Source organism: uncultured Paraglaciecola sp., assembly GCF_963977085.1.
GTDB lineage: Bacteria > Pseudomonadota > Gammaproteobacteria > Enterobacterales > Alteromonadaceae > Paraglaciecola.
On the sequence record NZ_CAXBNC010000042.1, the window covers coordinates 1 to 13,614 of the forward strand.

A 13,614-nucleotide genomic window follows, 5' to 3' on the forward strand; every position below is an offset into this window, starting at 1 on the left:
CGCGACCCCAACCTTGGCAAGGTTGTGCTCTACCACTGAGCTATTCCCGCATAATGATGTTGTACTGACTCTGTACCTAAGTACTCGTTTGGGATGTGGTTACCCAAATCGGAGGCGCATTTTACAAAAATTACATTCCTATGCAAGTCTTTACATCATTTTTTTTGATATTTTTACCCAATCATTGCTAATTGATTAAATTGCGTTCGCTCTAGGGTTAAATAGTAAACACATGCTGGCGGTAGTACACCAACTCTGCGATAGACTCACGAATGTCATCAAGGGCTAAATGCACTCCTTTTTTGTGAAAACCATCGAGCAATTCAGGTTTCCAACGTCGAACAAGTTCTTTAATAGTGCTGACATCAATATTTCTATAATGAAAGTAGGCTTCAAGTTCAGACATGTATTTGACTAAAAATCGGCGATCTTGACCTATAGTGTTACCACATAATGGTGATATGCCTTTAGGTACATAATCTTCTAAAAACGCAATGGTTTGTTCCATTGCTTGTTGTTCATTGATATTGCTATTACGACAACGTTTGGTTAAACCTGATTTACCGTGGGTATCTATGCACCATTGATCCATAGAGTTAAGTACTTCATCAGTTTGGTAAATCGCTAATACTGGTCCTTCAGCCAGTATATTCAAATCCTTATCTGTGACTATAGTGGCAATTTCTAAGACAAGATCTGTCTCAGGATGTAGCCCCGTCATTTCCATATCGATCCAAACTAAATTTTCGTTGTTAACTGGCATGCCGACTCCTAGATGAAAACTATCGAGTGAACACAAATACATTAAAAATTTGGTATCCATCTCTGCAAACGTTAACATGATACAAGAAATGGTAATAATTACAGCAAAGATAAAACGTGGCTAAAAAACCAAAGTTAACAGACAAACAAAAACGACAAGTCTCGGTCAACCGCTCGAAGCATCTTTCAAGTGCTGGTAAAGCGAGGGAGATTGAAGATAATCAACTTGGCGAGCAACAGAGTGGACGAGTGATTGGTAGATTTGGTAAACACGCTGATGTTGAAGACGAATCCGGTGTGGTACACAGATGCCATATGCGTCGTACCATCAAAAGTGTAGTCTGTGGTGATGACGTATTATTTAGGCCTGGAAAAGACCTATCATTGAGTATTAGCGGGATAATTGAAGTCGTCCAAGACAGAAAATCTGTACTAACACGCCCTGATTTTTATGATGGAGTAAAACCAGTTGCTGCAAATATCGATCAAATCATCATCGTCAGCTCAGTATTGCCTAGCTTATCTCTGAATATTATCGATAGATATTTAGTCGCAGCAGAAGACGTTGAAATCACACCTGTCATTCTATTAAACAAAGTCGAGTTGCTTGACTCAAAACAACTTGATGAAGTTGAAAGTCAGCTGAATATTTATCGAGATATCGGCTATAAGATTGTTTATACCAGCTGCAAAACATTAACTGGCCTAGAAGAACTGGCGGCCTGCCTAAAAGACAAAATCAGCGTTTTTGTGGGGCAATCAGGAGTCGGTAAATCAAGTTTAATCAATGAGTTACTCCCAGAAGCTGACGAGGTCATTGGCGATATTTCTGACAACTCAGGATTAGGCCAGCACACCACTACCACAGCTAAATTATTACATTTCCCTGCAGGCGGTGACCTGATTGATTCTCCTGGGGTACGAGAATTTGCCCTATGGCATCTGCCTGCTGAACGGCTAACAAACGGATTTAGAGAATTCCGTGACTATTTAGGAGGCTGTAAGTTTCGGGATTGTAAACACGGTAGTGATCCAGGATGTTTAATCAAGGCAGCCGTTGACGAAGGCAAAATAAGTGCACAACGTTACCAAAGTTATCATAAGATTTTATTAAATATGGACGAACTCCGCCCAGCACATACCAAAGTATAATGCCCTCAGTTTAACTTGAAATGTCACCGGAAAAATCTACTAGCATATAGCCTATTGGACTTAGTGAAGAGCACAAAATCAAGATTATTGCGGTACAATTCTCGATGGTAAAGTTAGATCATTAGGAAGTTACTTTGTTTGATTCTTTAAAAATTGCTCTGCAATACGTTACACCAAAACACCTTTTATCACGTTTGGTGGGCAAACTTGCGGCAGCGGAAGCTGGGGCAATCACAACCGCTATAATTAAACTATTTATTAAGCAATATAATGTAGATATGTCTGAGGCACTCGACCCAGATCCCGAGTCCTACCCATCATTTAACGCTTTTTTTACTCGGCAATTAAAAGCCGATGCTCGCACTATTTGCAACGATAAAAAGCAATTAGCCTTACCAGTAGACGGTGCTGTTAGCCAACTAGGTGACATAAAACATGATGCTATTTTTCAAGCTAAAGGTCACAACTATAGTTTAACGACTCTACTTGGCGGCAAACCAGAGCTTGCAAAGCCGTTTTTAGACGGCAAATTCGCCACTATCTATCTTTCTCCTAAAGATTATCATCGTATTCACATGCCCATTGACGGTCAACTCACTGATATGATTTATGTTCCTGGTGAGCTATTTTCTGTGAGCCCACTAACGGCAGAGCGTGTACCTGGACTATTTGCAAGAAACGAACGTGTTGTCGCTATTTTCGATACTGAAATTGGTAAAATGGCAATGGTTTTAGTAGGCGCAACTATTGTTGCTAGTATCGAAACCAAATGGGCCGGAACAGTATCACCGCCAGCAGGTAAAAACGTGCAACATTGGCAATATCCCAGTGAGGGTGATAATTCCGTCTTTATTGAAAAGGGCGAAGAAATGGGTTTGTTTAAACTCGGTTCAACCATAGTGGCTTGTTTCGAAACTGATACAGTGGAATTTGCTGATCTCAGTGCAGGAGACGTTACGCGCCTCGGCGACGTTTTCGCAAATATAACGAAGTAATTCAATGGATCCCGTCAAGAAAAGCTTGTGGTCGCTGCATGTCACTATGGCATTGCTAGGTGCAACAGCATTATTCTCCAAACTCTTACCCTTATCTGCTGTAGATATTACTTTCGGCAGGGCATTAGTAGCCTGTGTAATGCTGTTTGGCATAGTCAAAATATTTGGAGGCGCAATTAAGTTAAACAGCGTCAAAGATTATTTAATTGCGCTATTTTTAGGGCTTCTAATGGCTGCTCATTGGGTTAGTTATTTTGCAGCTATGCAATATTCATCGGTGTCGGTGGGCATGATAGCCTTATTCACCTTCCCTGTGATGACCGTACTTTTAGAACCTTTTTTTGAAGGAATACGATTAGTCTGGCAAGATATTGTGAGTGCCTTAGTGGTGCTTTTTGGTATCTACTTGATTGTGCCTGAAATATCCTTAGAAAACGAAATAACCCAAGGAGTGCTTATTGGTATCACCTCTGCTATTTTGTATTCCTTTAGAAATTTAGTGCATCGTAAACATTTTTCTCATTACTCTGGCGCCCACGCCATGGCCTATCAAACGCTGGTGATTTTTATCTCTCTTAGTTTTTTTTCAAGTGATGAGTTATTTAAAGCCAGCAAAGAAACCTATATAGGCTTAGTAGTACTCGGCATATTTTTAACCGCTGTACCCCATGCATTAATTGCCGCGAGCCTAAAACACTTACGAGCCAAAACCTTTTCATTAATCGCATGTATGCAACCTTTATATGGTGTCAGCCTTGCAATAATAGTGTTAGGCGAACAACCTAGATGGCAAACTATTGTGGGTGGATTATTGGTGATATCCGCTGCTATTTATGAAACTATCAACGCGCAAAAACTTCACAGTAAATAATCGCAAGAGACCTGAAACGATGCTGATATTTGCCCATAGAGGTGCAAGTGCCGATGCTCCAGAGAATACCTTATTAGCCATTGACCTCGCGCTAGAACAACAAGCTGATGGCATTGAAATAGATGTCTACCAACTGGGTGATGAATTAGTAGTTATTCACGATAGATGGGTAAGCAGAACAACTAACGGCGACCGCGCATTATCCGACTATTCTCTTACAGAATTACAAACATTGAACGCAGGCCAAGGTCAGTTTGTCCCCACACTTTGGCAAGTGTTACAGCGGGTTCAAGGGCGCTGTTTGATGAATATTGAAGTAAAAGGTGTAAAGGATGTTTTGTTAATTAAAGAGATCATAAACAAAGCTGTCAACCAGTTAAATTTTAGACCTGAGCAATTTATTGTTTCCTCTTTCGATCATCACCTTTTATTAGCGTTTAACAAAACCTCACCCACTATTAAGATTGGTGCGTTAACGGCCAATAACCCTCTAGGACGCGCTCAATTTGCCGAAGATCTGAAGGCATACTCTGTGAATGCTGATGTCAGTTTTGTTGACCAAGCTTTCGTAATAGATGCCCATAATCGCGGTTTAAAAATATTTATCTATACCGTTGATGAAGCTGAAGACTTGCTTAGATTGCAAGAATGGGGAGTAGATGGTGTATTTTGTAATGGACCAGCAAAAGCAAAGCTAGTATTAACAGAAATCTTTAAGACTTAATTAAGAACTAGTGCATCCAGTATCACAATCTTGACAGTTCTGACATAGTTTCAAATTCACTACATGAGCTCCGACAATTAAAAAAGCACCAATAGCAATAGTGAAGGGTTCGTAAGATTCCCCAAACATATCTTTATTCCAATAAATCAAACCACCTAAAACTAAGCTGTACAAAGGATAAAGCTGTCTATGATAACGATAAAAACCTGAGAACAATGCCCAAAAACCAACAATCATGGAAAGTGATAAAATGCTTCTTTCAAACCAATCTTGCGCAAAAAACGAGGCACTAATAAAAGGGATCAGAGGGATGAGAATAGGTAGCAACAAACAATGCAACGCACACAAACTGGAGGCCCAAATGCCTAGTCTGTCTAATAGCGTTTTATCTTTACTTATTTGCATGAACAACCACCTCAATTTCGATGGGCGTTATAATATAACATTTCATGAGATTTACAAGTATTTGGTGGTTAAAAATTTAACAAATTGACATAAAGAAAAACAAGGGCAATTTCAATACCCTTATTTTCCCTAAGTCTGAATAGACAGAAACAAACAACTAAGGTTTTCTAAAGATCTTAAAACTTAATGTCACCACTAGCAATACGATTGCGCCAGCCACTATACCAACCATTCCATCAAGTAAGATTGGCACTATAGCAGCCGCAATAGTTATCGATTCAACGCTATGTATTAAAGGTTCAAGTAAATGGTGGATAACAGGAATACTGTGTACCAAAATACCGCCCCCAACTAAAAACATAGCAGCGGTACCTACAATAGATAATGTCTTCATTAAAAACGGAGCAAAAATTAGCAGTCCCCTTCCCACTGCTCTTTGAATAGAGTTAAAGGTACCACTCACAGATTTTCTAAGGAGGTATAAACCTGCATCATCGAGCTTAACAATACCTGCGACTAATCCATACACACCAACAGTAATAGCTAAAGCAAGTAAGGACACAACAGTCACTTGGGTGGCAAAGGACTCAGCTTGCACTGTGCCAAGTACAATCACAACTATCTCGGCAGACAGAATAAAATCTGTTCTGATGGCACCTTTTATTTTGTTTTTTTCAAGAGCAACTAAATTTACCTTAGGATCTGCCACGGCAGCGAGTTTTTTCGCGTGTTCTTGTGCTAATTCTTCTTTGGAATGCAGAAACTTATGGGCGAGTTTTTCAACCCCCTCAAAACACAAATACAAACCACCTATTACCAATAACACAACAATTAACCATGGTAAAAATGCACTTATCAACAAGGCTGATGGCACTAAAATCAGTTTATTTAGAAACGAGCCCTTAGCCACAGCCCACACTACAGGCAATTCACGATCGGCTTTTACCCCAGATACTTGTTCGGCATTCAGGGCTAAATCGTCACCTAAAACACCTGCGGTTTTTTTTGCAGCAACTTTCGACAAAATCGCCACATCATCCATAATGGTGGCTATATCATCGATCAGGGCAAGTAGGTTCGCTGCGGGCATAATATATCCTTACAAGGCTGGAGAAATGGGTTCAGGTTTATCTTTAGGGTGATAAGCATAGCTTGCGCTTGAAGATACAACATCACTCATCTTAACTAAAGTAATACCATGTTGTTGCAGCGTGACTAAATGCGTTTTCAAATACTCAAGAGTTTGTGGATAAGGATGCGCAATACCCACCGCATAACCGAACTTCTTAGACAAACTAAGTAACCGATTAAATTGTTTATCAATCTGCTCCAGACTTGGGGTGTGGTCAATAAACACATTACGTTTTGTGCTTAAAACACCATTTTTTTTAGCAATGATTTCGGCTTTGCTGTATCTCGTTGTGCGGCTATCTACAAAAAACAAACCTCGTTCTGACAGAAATTCCATGGTCACTGACATGGGCAAAGTGAGTTGGGTTAATCTGCTGCCCATATGATTATTCACACCTACAGCATGGGGCACAGTCGAGAGTGCAGTTTTTAAGGTTTGTACTATTTGATTTGGTGCCATAGTGGAAAGCAGCACATTTTTTTCTTGATTATTGCCAGCCAATGACTCCATTGGCATATGTAAGATCACTTCACGTTGCTGTGCTGCTGCTCGATTTGAGAATGTTTTAGAGAGCGGTTTGTTAGGTAGGATCGCAAATGTCACATTGGCTGGTAATGTAAAGGCTTGAGCGTCCTGTTTAGTGTTTCCCATATCATCAATGATCAAGGCAATCTGCGACGCGCTAGCAGAGAAACTGATAGATAAAAGACAACAAATTAGAAATAAGCGCATGTTTTTATTATTGTTTTACTCGACTACATTTCGCTGTAATTATAATCACATCAAGTGATTTTACTAGGGTTGAATAATGTAAAAACACTAAGCTCTTATAGCTTTAGCCAATTAACAGGATTAATAGGCTTGCCTTTGTGGCGAATTTCAAAATACAAGTTGGGTCGACTTTGCCCGCCACTTTGGCCTAACAGAGCAATAGACTCTCCCGCTTGAACAACTTCTCCCGCTTGTTTCAACAAAGCTTGATTATGACCATACAAACTCATAAATCCATCTCCATGATCCAAAACTGTCACTAAACCAAATCCTCGAAGCCAATCAGAATAAAGCACTTTAGCATGATGAATAGCGACTACCGAATCACCCGCGGTGCCATTTATGACTACCCCTTTCCATTTAATTTGCCCTTGTCTAAATCTGCCAAACATTTTTCGAAGGTTACCTTTAGCAGGTATTAATAAACGGCCTTTGAGGGCACTCAAGCCACTTAAGGTTACGTCTTGTTTGTCAACTCGTTGTTGCGCCCTAGCCAATGCTTCAAGTAAATTCTTTTCATTAATTTGTAATTGAGCGACTTTTGCTTCTTCAGACTCTATCGAATTCTGCATAGCTACAAGGGTTTTTTCCCTTTCAGTGAAATTGGCTTCTAACGCTTGTTGTTGCGCTAGTTGCTTACCTTTTAATTGTTCTAACTCTGTTTGGTTATCAATCAAGTCAGCATTGACCTTTTTCAAATCTTTAACCAATAAATTAAAGCTATCTATCTGTGATTTTCGGGCTTTATTTAGATATTGATAATAGCTAATTGTACGCTCGAAATTAGCAGCATCTTGCTGATTTAATAACATTTTTGCAAAGTCATAATTACCCGTCATGTAGGCACTGCGAATTTGCTTAGCTAAGACAGATTTTTGCTGCTCTAAGGAGGTTAAATAGCCCTGCTGTTGCTTACGCAAGGCATTAAGTTGTTGTTGGTTTTTGGAAAGTGACAACTCAATTTTATTGAGTTCTTTTGCAGATTTGGCGATCTGTAGTTCGACTTTCTTTAAATCATCTTGAAGTTTTTTGGCTGCCGCTAATTGTTGAGCAATTTTCGCCTGTTTATTTTTTATCTGTTGCTGGATACTTTCAAGATCCGACTGCTCTTGTGCGTATGCATTGAATACAAAAAGATGGCTTGATAACAGAACCAAGAGAAAAAGCCTATAAACTAGGCTTTTCCCTTGCAACAAAGTTTGCCCCATCAATCTCAATGGACTAATCCACTGTAACTATTGGTGTACCTGTCATCTCTGGAGGTTGTTCCATCCCCATTAAATGCAACATAGTGAGTGCCACATCACTTAATGTACCTCCAGATCGAACCGTAGATTTTTGCCCTACATGAATAAACGGCACTAGCTCACTGGTATGTGCCGTGTGTGCTTGGCCTGTTTGTTCATCTTGCATTTTTTCAGCGTTACCATGGTCAGCTGTAATTAAACAGTCTCCTCCGTTGCGTTTAATCGCCTCAACAACGCGACCAACACAGGCATCTACCGCCTCACAAGCCTTTACAGCCGCATCAAAGTTACCAGTATGCCCAACCATATCACCATTAGGGTAGTTGCATACAATAACGTCAAACTTGCCCGAATCGATAGCGTCTACTAACTTATCGGTTAATTCAGCTGAGTTCATTTCTGGCTGCAGATCATATGTGGCCACTTTGGGAGAAGGGATCAAAATACGCTCTTCGCCCTCATATAAGTCTTCGCGACCGCCACTGTAGAAAAAGGTAACGTGGGCATACTTTTCAGTTTCTGAAATGCGTAGTTGCGTTTTATTATGCTTAGCTAACCAATCCCCCATGACATTGACTAAAGGCACTGGTGGGTAGGCTGCAGGTGCATCGATACTTTCCGCGTATTGGGTGAGTGTGACAAAAGCACTCAGCTCAATGTGCTTACCTTTATTAAATTCAGTAAACTCTTCTTCTACAAATGGCCGACTGATTTCACGAGCACGGTCGGCTCTGAAATTCATAAAGAAAACAGCATCACCGTCTTCTAATGGTACAGCTTCACCAACCACAGTCGCTTGCATAAATTCATCATTTTCATCCCGTTCATAGGAAGCATCTAACGCCTCAGTAGTGTTAGATGCAGTTTTAGTCCCTTTGCCATGAGCGATTAAATTGTATGCAGCTTCGACTCGATCCCAGCGCGCATCTCTGTCCATCGCATAATAACGACCAATAACACTGGCGGTTTTACCTACACCTAACTCTGCAAATACTGCATCTGCGGACTGTAAAGGCTCTTTTGCACTTCGTGGTGGCGTATCTCTACCATCTAAAAACGCGTGGAGATATAACTTTTTCGCGCCTCGTTTGGCGGCCAATTTTAATAAAGCAAAAATATGATCTTGGTGACTATGTACTCCACCCGCAGACAATAGCCCCATGACATGAATGGCTTTGTCTGCTTGAATCGCCTTATCTAGATTATCCGTAAGTACAGGATTTTCAAAAAAGTCACCATCTTCAATCGCCTTGGTCACCCGAGTAAAGTCTTGATAGACGACACGACCTGCACCTAAATTAACATGGCCTACTTCAGAATTGCCCATTTGGCCTGGCGGTAACCCAACGTCCAAACCTGAACCTGATATTAAAGTGTTGCTATAGGTATTACACAAACCATCTAAAACCGGCGTATTAGCATGAGCAATGGCATTACTATCATGTTCTTCACGATGACCCCATCCATCTAAAATGATCAGTGCGGTGGTCTTTTTGGTTTGACTCATTATTCAGTCCTTATCATTAAAGCTATTAACTATTGTTTAATTGCATACTAGGAGTGGCTGTCAATTTAACTACATAACCTAGTTTCTTGGTAATGAGCTAATGTTATCCTTACTCGCTATGCACGTCACGGCTAAATCATTTTAAAAAACCAAATGTATAACAATAAGTTATTCTTTGTGGCAACTATGAATTTACTCTAGGGCTAGTTTCTGCACATAAAATCTATATACTTTGGCCTCATTTTTTTAAGTTACTCACCTTTAAGGCTCACCTGTTATGGATCAAATGGTAGAATTTATCACCAATCATTATATTTTATCTGGTTTATTCGCAGCGCTTTTCGCTGCACTAATATACACCACTGTGGCGAGTCTGTTTTCATCTTTGAAAGAATTAAGTACTCATGAAGCCACATTGTTGATGAATAAAGATGATGCCTATATTTTGGATATTCGCCCAGCAGCGGAGTTTAAAAAAGGCCACATTCTCGGTTCAAAACAAATCAAACCCGACTTAGTCACTAAAGGCGACTTTAGCACCCTTGAAAAATTTAAAGACAAACCCATTATTGTTGTCTGTGCTATGGGCATGACATCCAAACGTACTGCCTCGCAAATGCTTAAAGCAGGGTTTGAACATGCGGTAACCTTAAAAGGTGGCATAAGTGCTTGGCAAGGTGCGAACTTACCTATTACCAAATAATTTGCAGGAACTAAATATGAGTAAAGTAGATATTTATACTAAAGGACATTGCCCATATTGCCATCGTGCAAAGGCTTTGTTACAAAAAAAAGAAATAACGTTTAATGAAATTGAAATCGATGTAATGCCTGAATTGCGCAGCACAATGATTGATCGAGCGAAGGGTAAATCAACTGTTCCTCAAATTTTTATTAATGATCATCATGTAGGCGGTTGTGACGACTTGTTTGCATTAGAGGCAAAAAACCAACTAGACAGTTTATTGACTGACTAACAACTCAATTAAAGGAAGTATTATGGCTGACGAAAATCAACCAAATGAAGCTGCAGCGCAGCCAGAAGCGGCCAAAGGCCCACAGTTTTCAATCCAAAGAATTTATACTAAAGATATTTCTTTCGAAACGCCTAATTCACCTGCGATGTTTCAAAAAGAATGGAAACCTGAAATACAATTGGACTTAGATACCAAAAGCAATCCAATAGGTGAAAACCTTTTTGAAGTGACTTTGTCGGTAACAGTAACAGCAACAATAGGTGAAGAAACGGCATTTTTGTGTGAAGTACAACAAGCCGGTATATTTATGATTGGCGAGATGCCAGAACAAAATAAAGCACAAATGATTGGTGCATTTTGCCCTAATACTTTGTTCCCTTATGCTAGAGAAACCATTTCTAATTTAGTTAATCGTGGCACTTTCCCTCCATTAAACTTGGCACCTGTAGATTTCAATTCAGTTTTTGCAGCTTATATGCAGAAACGCGCTCAACAGGCTCAAGAACAAACAGCACAGAAACTAGACGCCTAAGTGATTTCAAAGTGAATTCAGTTTGTGTATTAGGGGCAGGATCTTACGGTACTGCCCTTGCTTTTTGTCTCTCTCGTAACGGAGTGAAAACCGTATTATGGGGACGAGATAAACAGCAAATGGACCTAATGGCAAAGGACAGATGCAATCAAAAGTATCTGCCTAATGCTATATTCCCAAAAGACCTAGCAATTGAATCCGAACTCAGTAACGCCATAATCAACAGTCAAGATATTCTAGTTGTTGTACCTAGCCATGCATTTTCAAGTACATTGCAACAAGCCAAACCTTACCTCACCCCACATCATAGAGTTATATGGGCTACTAAGGGTTTAGAGCCTGAAACAGGCAGACTATTACAAGATGTGGCTGTAGAAATATTAGGTGACGATATGCCTATCGCTGCATTGTCAGGCCCAACCTTTGCAAAAGAAATGGTAGCGGGACTTCCCACTGCAATATCATTGAGTTCTACCAATGAAAAACTAGCGGAAGAGTTTGCGAATAAACTACATTGTTCCAAATCTTTTAGAGTGTATCGAAATGATGATTTTATTGGAATACAACTAGGCGGAGCAGTTAAAAACGTTATTGCTATAGGTGCTGGTCTATCCGATGGTTTAGGTTTTGGGTCTAACGCTCGCACAGCCCTTATCACAAGAGGCCTAACGGAGCTAACTAGACTCGGAGTTAAAATGGGCGCAAAACAGACCACCTTTATGGGTATGTCAGGACTAGGAGACTTAGTGCTTACTTGTACTGACAATCAATCTCGCAACAGACGATTTGGGTTAGCATTAGGCAATGGTTTGGGTATTCAAGAAGCCATGAGTGAAATTGGGCAGGTAGTAGAGGGATACAGAAACACTAAGGAAGTGCATATACTCTCACAACGTATGGGTGTTGAAATGCCTATATGTGAACAAATTCATGAAGTCTTGTATAACAATAAACCAGCTAAAGAAGCTGCACTGACGTTATTAGCTAGAGATCAAACAACAGAATGAGTTAGCCCCTATTAATTCATCTGCTCTTGCCCTTTTCCAAAGCATCAGTCACTATTGTATAGGTACTTAGCCTAACTTCTTTTATAGTTTTGATACCTAAAACTACATAACTCTCGTATTTATCATTAATTCAACCTATCCCATTAACTTGTCCCAAGCTGTTTAGCATAGATACAGTACATGAATGTGAATTGCCTTTAACGGCAACTAAGTGCCCAACCTACTGAACATAACCACTCTGCGACTGTTCTGGAAAACCACCTAGAAGGATCATGGACTACATCGGCCTGGCACTTGGTAGATTGCCTCTGGAGTGGCATGTCACACTTAATCAGATGAACGATCAACTACGCTTAAATCAATTGCCTACTGAACAAAGTAAATTTTGAGCATAAAAAAATGCCAGCTTATGCAGGCGGCCATTCTTCTGAATGAGAGTCTGCCGGGTATAGAATACGAGCCGGGTATAGAATACGAGGCTGGCCTTCCAGCAATGTGCGCGGCACCCGAACAGGGCGTCCTCGTGCTACTCTCGCATGGGATGCCCCGCATGGGATGCCCCGCATCGGATGCCGCGCATGGGTGTGGAAGTAGGGTTTTCAGGAGAGCGGCTACTGCCACTGGAACGAGTCAAGCTATGCTTGTGTCCGCTAATCGCGTTACGGGGATCCACTTGGTGCGGGCAGGCCTCCCAGCGAGCTGACCACTTAGTAGCATGTCACACTTCTTCTGAAGAAAGGTCACCTGCTGCCAAGTCAATTTAAATTGCCTAGTTAACTAATTTCGGACATAAAAAAAGGGCCACCCTTACGGATAGCCCTTTCTTAGAATGGGTGGCTGCGGGGCTGGCCTTCCAGCAATGTGCTACTCTCGCATGGGGAAACCCCAAACTACCATCGCCGCTAATGTGTTTTATCTTTCCAGTTACTGGTCTGAGTTCGGGATGGGCGGGGCTGGCCGTCCAGTCAGGTGGGACCGCATCGCTATGGTCGTCAGACAAAAACGGTATATCACCTCATTTGATACATTAGATTAAAGTTAAAAAATGCATAAAAAAAGGGCCAACCTTTCGGTTAGCCCTTTCTTAGAATGGGAGTCTGACGGTGTGCTACTCTCGCATGGGGGTGGAAGCGGAGTCTTTTAGGAACACCGTTCCTACCGCTGGAACGAGTCAAGCTACGCTTGGGTCCGGGAATCCACTTTGTGATGGTTGACCGCAAGGTAGCATCGCGCGGCAGCGCTTATACGAAAAAAGCCCAGTCGTTAGACTGAGCTTTTTCGTGTAATTGGGAGTCTGGCAATGTGCTACTCTCGCATGGGGAAACCCCAAACTACCATCGCCGCTAATGTGTTTCACTTCTGAGTTCGGAATGGGATCAGGTGGTACCACATCGCTATTGTCGCCAGACAAAAACTGTATATAACGTCTATTTAGACATTACATTTCAATATGTAAAAGCTGATGCTCTTATGAGCAAGTAATCGAGGCTAAGAATTGCTTAGTCTTACTCTATTTTATGATGTTGTCTTGT

Annotated in this window: 15 protein-coding genes and 1 rRNA gene; 9 read left to right on the top strand and 7 right to left on the bottom strand. The window is 40.9% G+C overall.

Features of this window, described 5'->3' with window-relative positions:
- A partial coding sequence (locus tag AAC000_RS23230) for a hypothetical protein (RefSeq protein ID WP_339726319.1) occupies window positions 1-199 on the top strand: 199 nt, incomplete at its 5' end.
- 18 nt (window positions 200-217) lie between these two features.
- Here the strand turns inward: AAC000_RS23230 and orn are convergent.
- Entirely contained in the window at window positions 218-763 is a 546-nt protein-coding gene (gene orn / locus AAC000_RS23235; protein ID WP_339726322.1) for an oligoribonuclease, read from the bottom strand.
- A 116-nt stretch (window positions 764-879) separates the two neighbouring features.
- On the opposite strand from orn, the gene rsgA reads away from it, so the two are divergent.
- The 4 genes from rsgA (at window position 880) to AAC000_RS23255 (ending at window position 4,504) form a co-directional block, all read left to right on the top strand.
- Window positions 880-1,914 (top strand): small ribosomal subunit biogenesis GTPase RsgA, encoded by a 1,035-nt coding sequence (gene rsgA / locus AAC000_RS23240; RefSeq protein ID WP_339726324.1) that lies wholly within the window; start codon window positions 880-882, stop codon window positions 1,912-1,914.
- A 134-nt stretch (window positions 1,915-2,048) separates the two neighbouring features.
- Window positions 2,049-2,909, top strand: coding sequence for an archaetidylserine decarboxylase (asd, locus tag AAC000_RS23245; protein ID WP_339726325.1), 861 nt, complete (start codon window positions 2,049-2,051; stop codon window positions 2,907-2,909).
- A 4-nt stretch (window positions 2,910-2,913) separates the two neighbouring features.
- The gene (locus tag AAC000_RS23250; protein WP_339726327.1) at window positions 2,914-3,780 is read left to right on the top strand and encodes a DMT family transporter; all 867 of its coding nucleotides are present in this window, start codon (window positions 2,914-2,916) and stop codon (window positions 3,778-3,780) included.
- Window positions 3,781-3,799: 19 nt separating this feature from the next.
- On the top strand, window positions 3,800-4,504 hold the full coding sequence (locus AAC000_RS23255) for a glycerophosphodiester phosphodiesterase family protein (protein WP_339726328.1): 705 nt from the start codon (window positions 3,800-3,802) through the stop codon (window positions 4,502-4,504).
- Here the strand turns inward: AAC000_RS23255 and AAC000_RS23260 are convergent, their stop codons facing one another.
- From AAC000_RS23260 to gpmI, 5 genes are all read right to left on the bottom strand, one after another.
- Entirely contained in the window at window positions 4,505-4,909 is a 405-nt protein-coding gene (locus tag AAC000_RS23260; RefSeq protein ID WP_339726330.1) for a MerC domain-containing protein, read from the bottom strand. It abuts the gene before it with no gap.
- A gap of 157 nt (window positions 4,910-5,066) precedes the next feature.
- A complete protein-coding gene (locus AAC000_RS23265; RefSeq protein WP_339726331.1) occupies window positions 5,067-5,999 on the bottom strand; it encodes a DUF808 domain-containing protein in 933 nt (310 codons plus the stop codon).
- Window positions 6,000-6,008: 9 nt separating this feature from the next.
- Complete coding sequence (locus AAC000_RS23270; RefSeq protein ID WP_339726332.1) at window positions 6,009-6,773, bottom strand: divergent polysaccharide deacetylase family protein; 765 nt, start codon at window positions 6,771-6,773, stop codon at window positions 6,009-6,011.
- A gap of 95 nt (window positions 6,774-6,868) precedes the next feature.
- Window positions 6,869-7,969 (bottom strand): peptidoglycan DD-metalloendopeptidase family protein, encoded by a 1,101-nt coding sequence (locus AAC000_RS23275; protein WP_339726334.1) that lies wholly within the window; start codon window positions 7,967-7,969, stop codon window positions 6,869-6,871.
- A gap of 64 nt (window positions 7,970-8,033) precedes the next feature.
- Window positions 8,034-9,566: a 2,3-bisphosphoglycerate-independent phosphoglycerate mutase gene (gpmI, locus tag AAC000_RS23280; RefSeq protein WP_339726336.1), complete on the bottom strand. Its 1,533-nt coding sequence runs from the start codon at window positions 9,564-9,566 to the stop codon at window positions 8,034-8,036.
- Window positions 9,567-9,843: 277 nt separating this feature from the next.
- Here gpmI and AAC000_RS23285 point away from each other — a divergent pair, with 277 nt between their 5' ends.
- Genes AAC000_RS23285 through gpsA form a run of 4 tightly spaced genes read left to right on the top strand, consistent with a single transcriptional unit; the run spans window position 9,844 to window position 12,082 of the window.
- Window positions 9,844-10,269, top strand: a complete 426-nt coding sequence (locus AAC000_RS23285) for a rhodanese-like domain-containing protein (protein ID WP_339726338.1) — start codon at window positions 9,844-9,846, stop codon at window positions 10,267-10,269.
- A gap of 16 nt (window positions 10,270-10,285) precedes the next feature.
- Window positions 10,286-10,543 carry a glutaredoxin 3 gene (gene grxC, locus AAC000_RS23290; protein WP_339726339.1) on the top strand — a complete coding sequence of 86 codons (258 nt, stop codon included), beginning with the start codon at window positions 10,286-10,288 and terminating at the stop codon, window positions 10,541-10,543.
- A 22-nt stretch (window positions 10,544-10,565) separates the two neighbouring features.
- A complete protein-coding gene (gene secB, locus AAC000_RS23295; protein WP_339726341.1) occupies window positions 10,566-11,075 on the top strand; it encodes a protein-export chaperone SecB in 510 nt (169 codons plus the stop codon).
- Between the two features lie 11 nt (window positions 11,076-11,086).
- A complete protein-coding gene (gene gpsA, locus AAC000_RS23300; protein ID WP_339726343.1) occupies window positions 11,087-12,082 on the top strand; it encodes an NAD(P)H-dependent glycerol-3-phosphate dehydrogenase in 996 nt (331 codons plus the stop codon).
- Window positions 12,083-13,374: 1,292 nt separating this feature from the next.
- Here the strand turns inward: gpsA and rrf are convergent.
- A 5S ribosomal RNA gene (gene rrf, locus AAC000_RS23305) occupies window positions 13,375-13,490 on the bottom strand.
- Window positions 13,491-13,614 lie beyond the last annotated feature (124 nt).

Bases quoted from the DNA above. Each gene is read 5' to 3' on its own strand.
- grxC (WP_339726339.1), top strand. From the start codon at position 10,286: ATGAGTAAAGTAGATATTTATACTAAAGGACATTGCCCATATTGCCAT.
- AAC000_RS23270 (WP_339726332.1), bottom strand. From the start codon at position 6,773: ATGCGCTTATTTCTAATTTGTTGTCTTTTATCTATCAGTTTCTCTGCT.
- AAC000_RS23265 (WP_339726331.1), bottom strand. From the start codon at position 5,999: ATGCCCGCAGCGAACCTACTTGCCCTGATCGATGATATAGCCACCATT.
- orn (WP_339726322.1), bottom strand. From the start codon at position 763: ATGCCAGTTAACAACGAAAATTTAGTTTGGATCGATATGGAAATGACG.
- AAC000_RS23255 (WP_339726328.1), top strand. From the start codon at position 3,800: ATGCTGATATTTGCCCATAGAGGTGCAAGTGCCGATGCTCCAGAGAAT.
- gpmI (WP_339726336.1), bottom strand. From the start codon at position 9,566: ATGAGTCAAACCAAAAAGACCACCGCACTGATCATTTTAGATGGATGG.
- AAC000_RS23250 (WP_339726327.1), top strand. From the start codon at position 2,914: ATGGATCCCGTCAAGAAAAGCTTGTGGTCGCTGCATGTCACTATGGCA.
- secB (WP_339726341.1), top strand. From the start codon at position 10,566: ATGGCTGACGAAAATCAACCAAATGAAGCTGCAGCGCAGCCAGAAGCG.
- AAC000_RS23260 (WP_339726330.1), bottom strand. From the start codon at position 4,909: ATGCAAATAAGTAAAGATAAAACGCTATTAGACAGACTAGGCATTTGG.
- AAC000_RS23285 (WP_339726338.1), top strand. From the start codon at position 9,844: ATGGATCAAATGGTAGAATTTATCACCAATCATTATATTTTATCTGGT.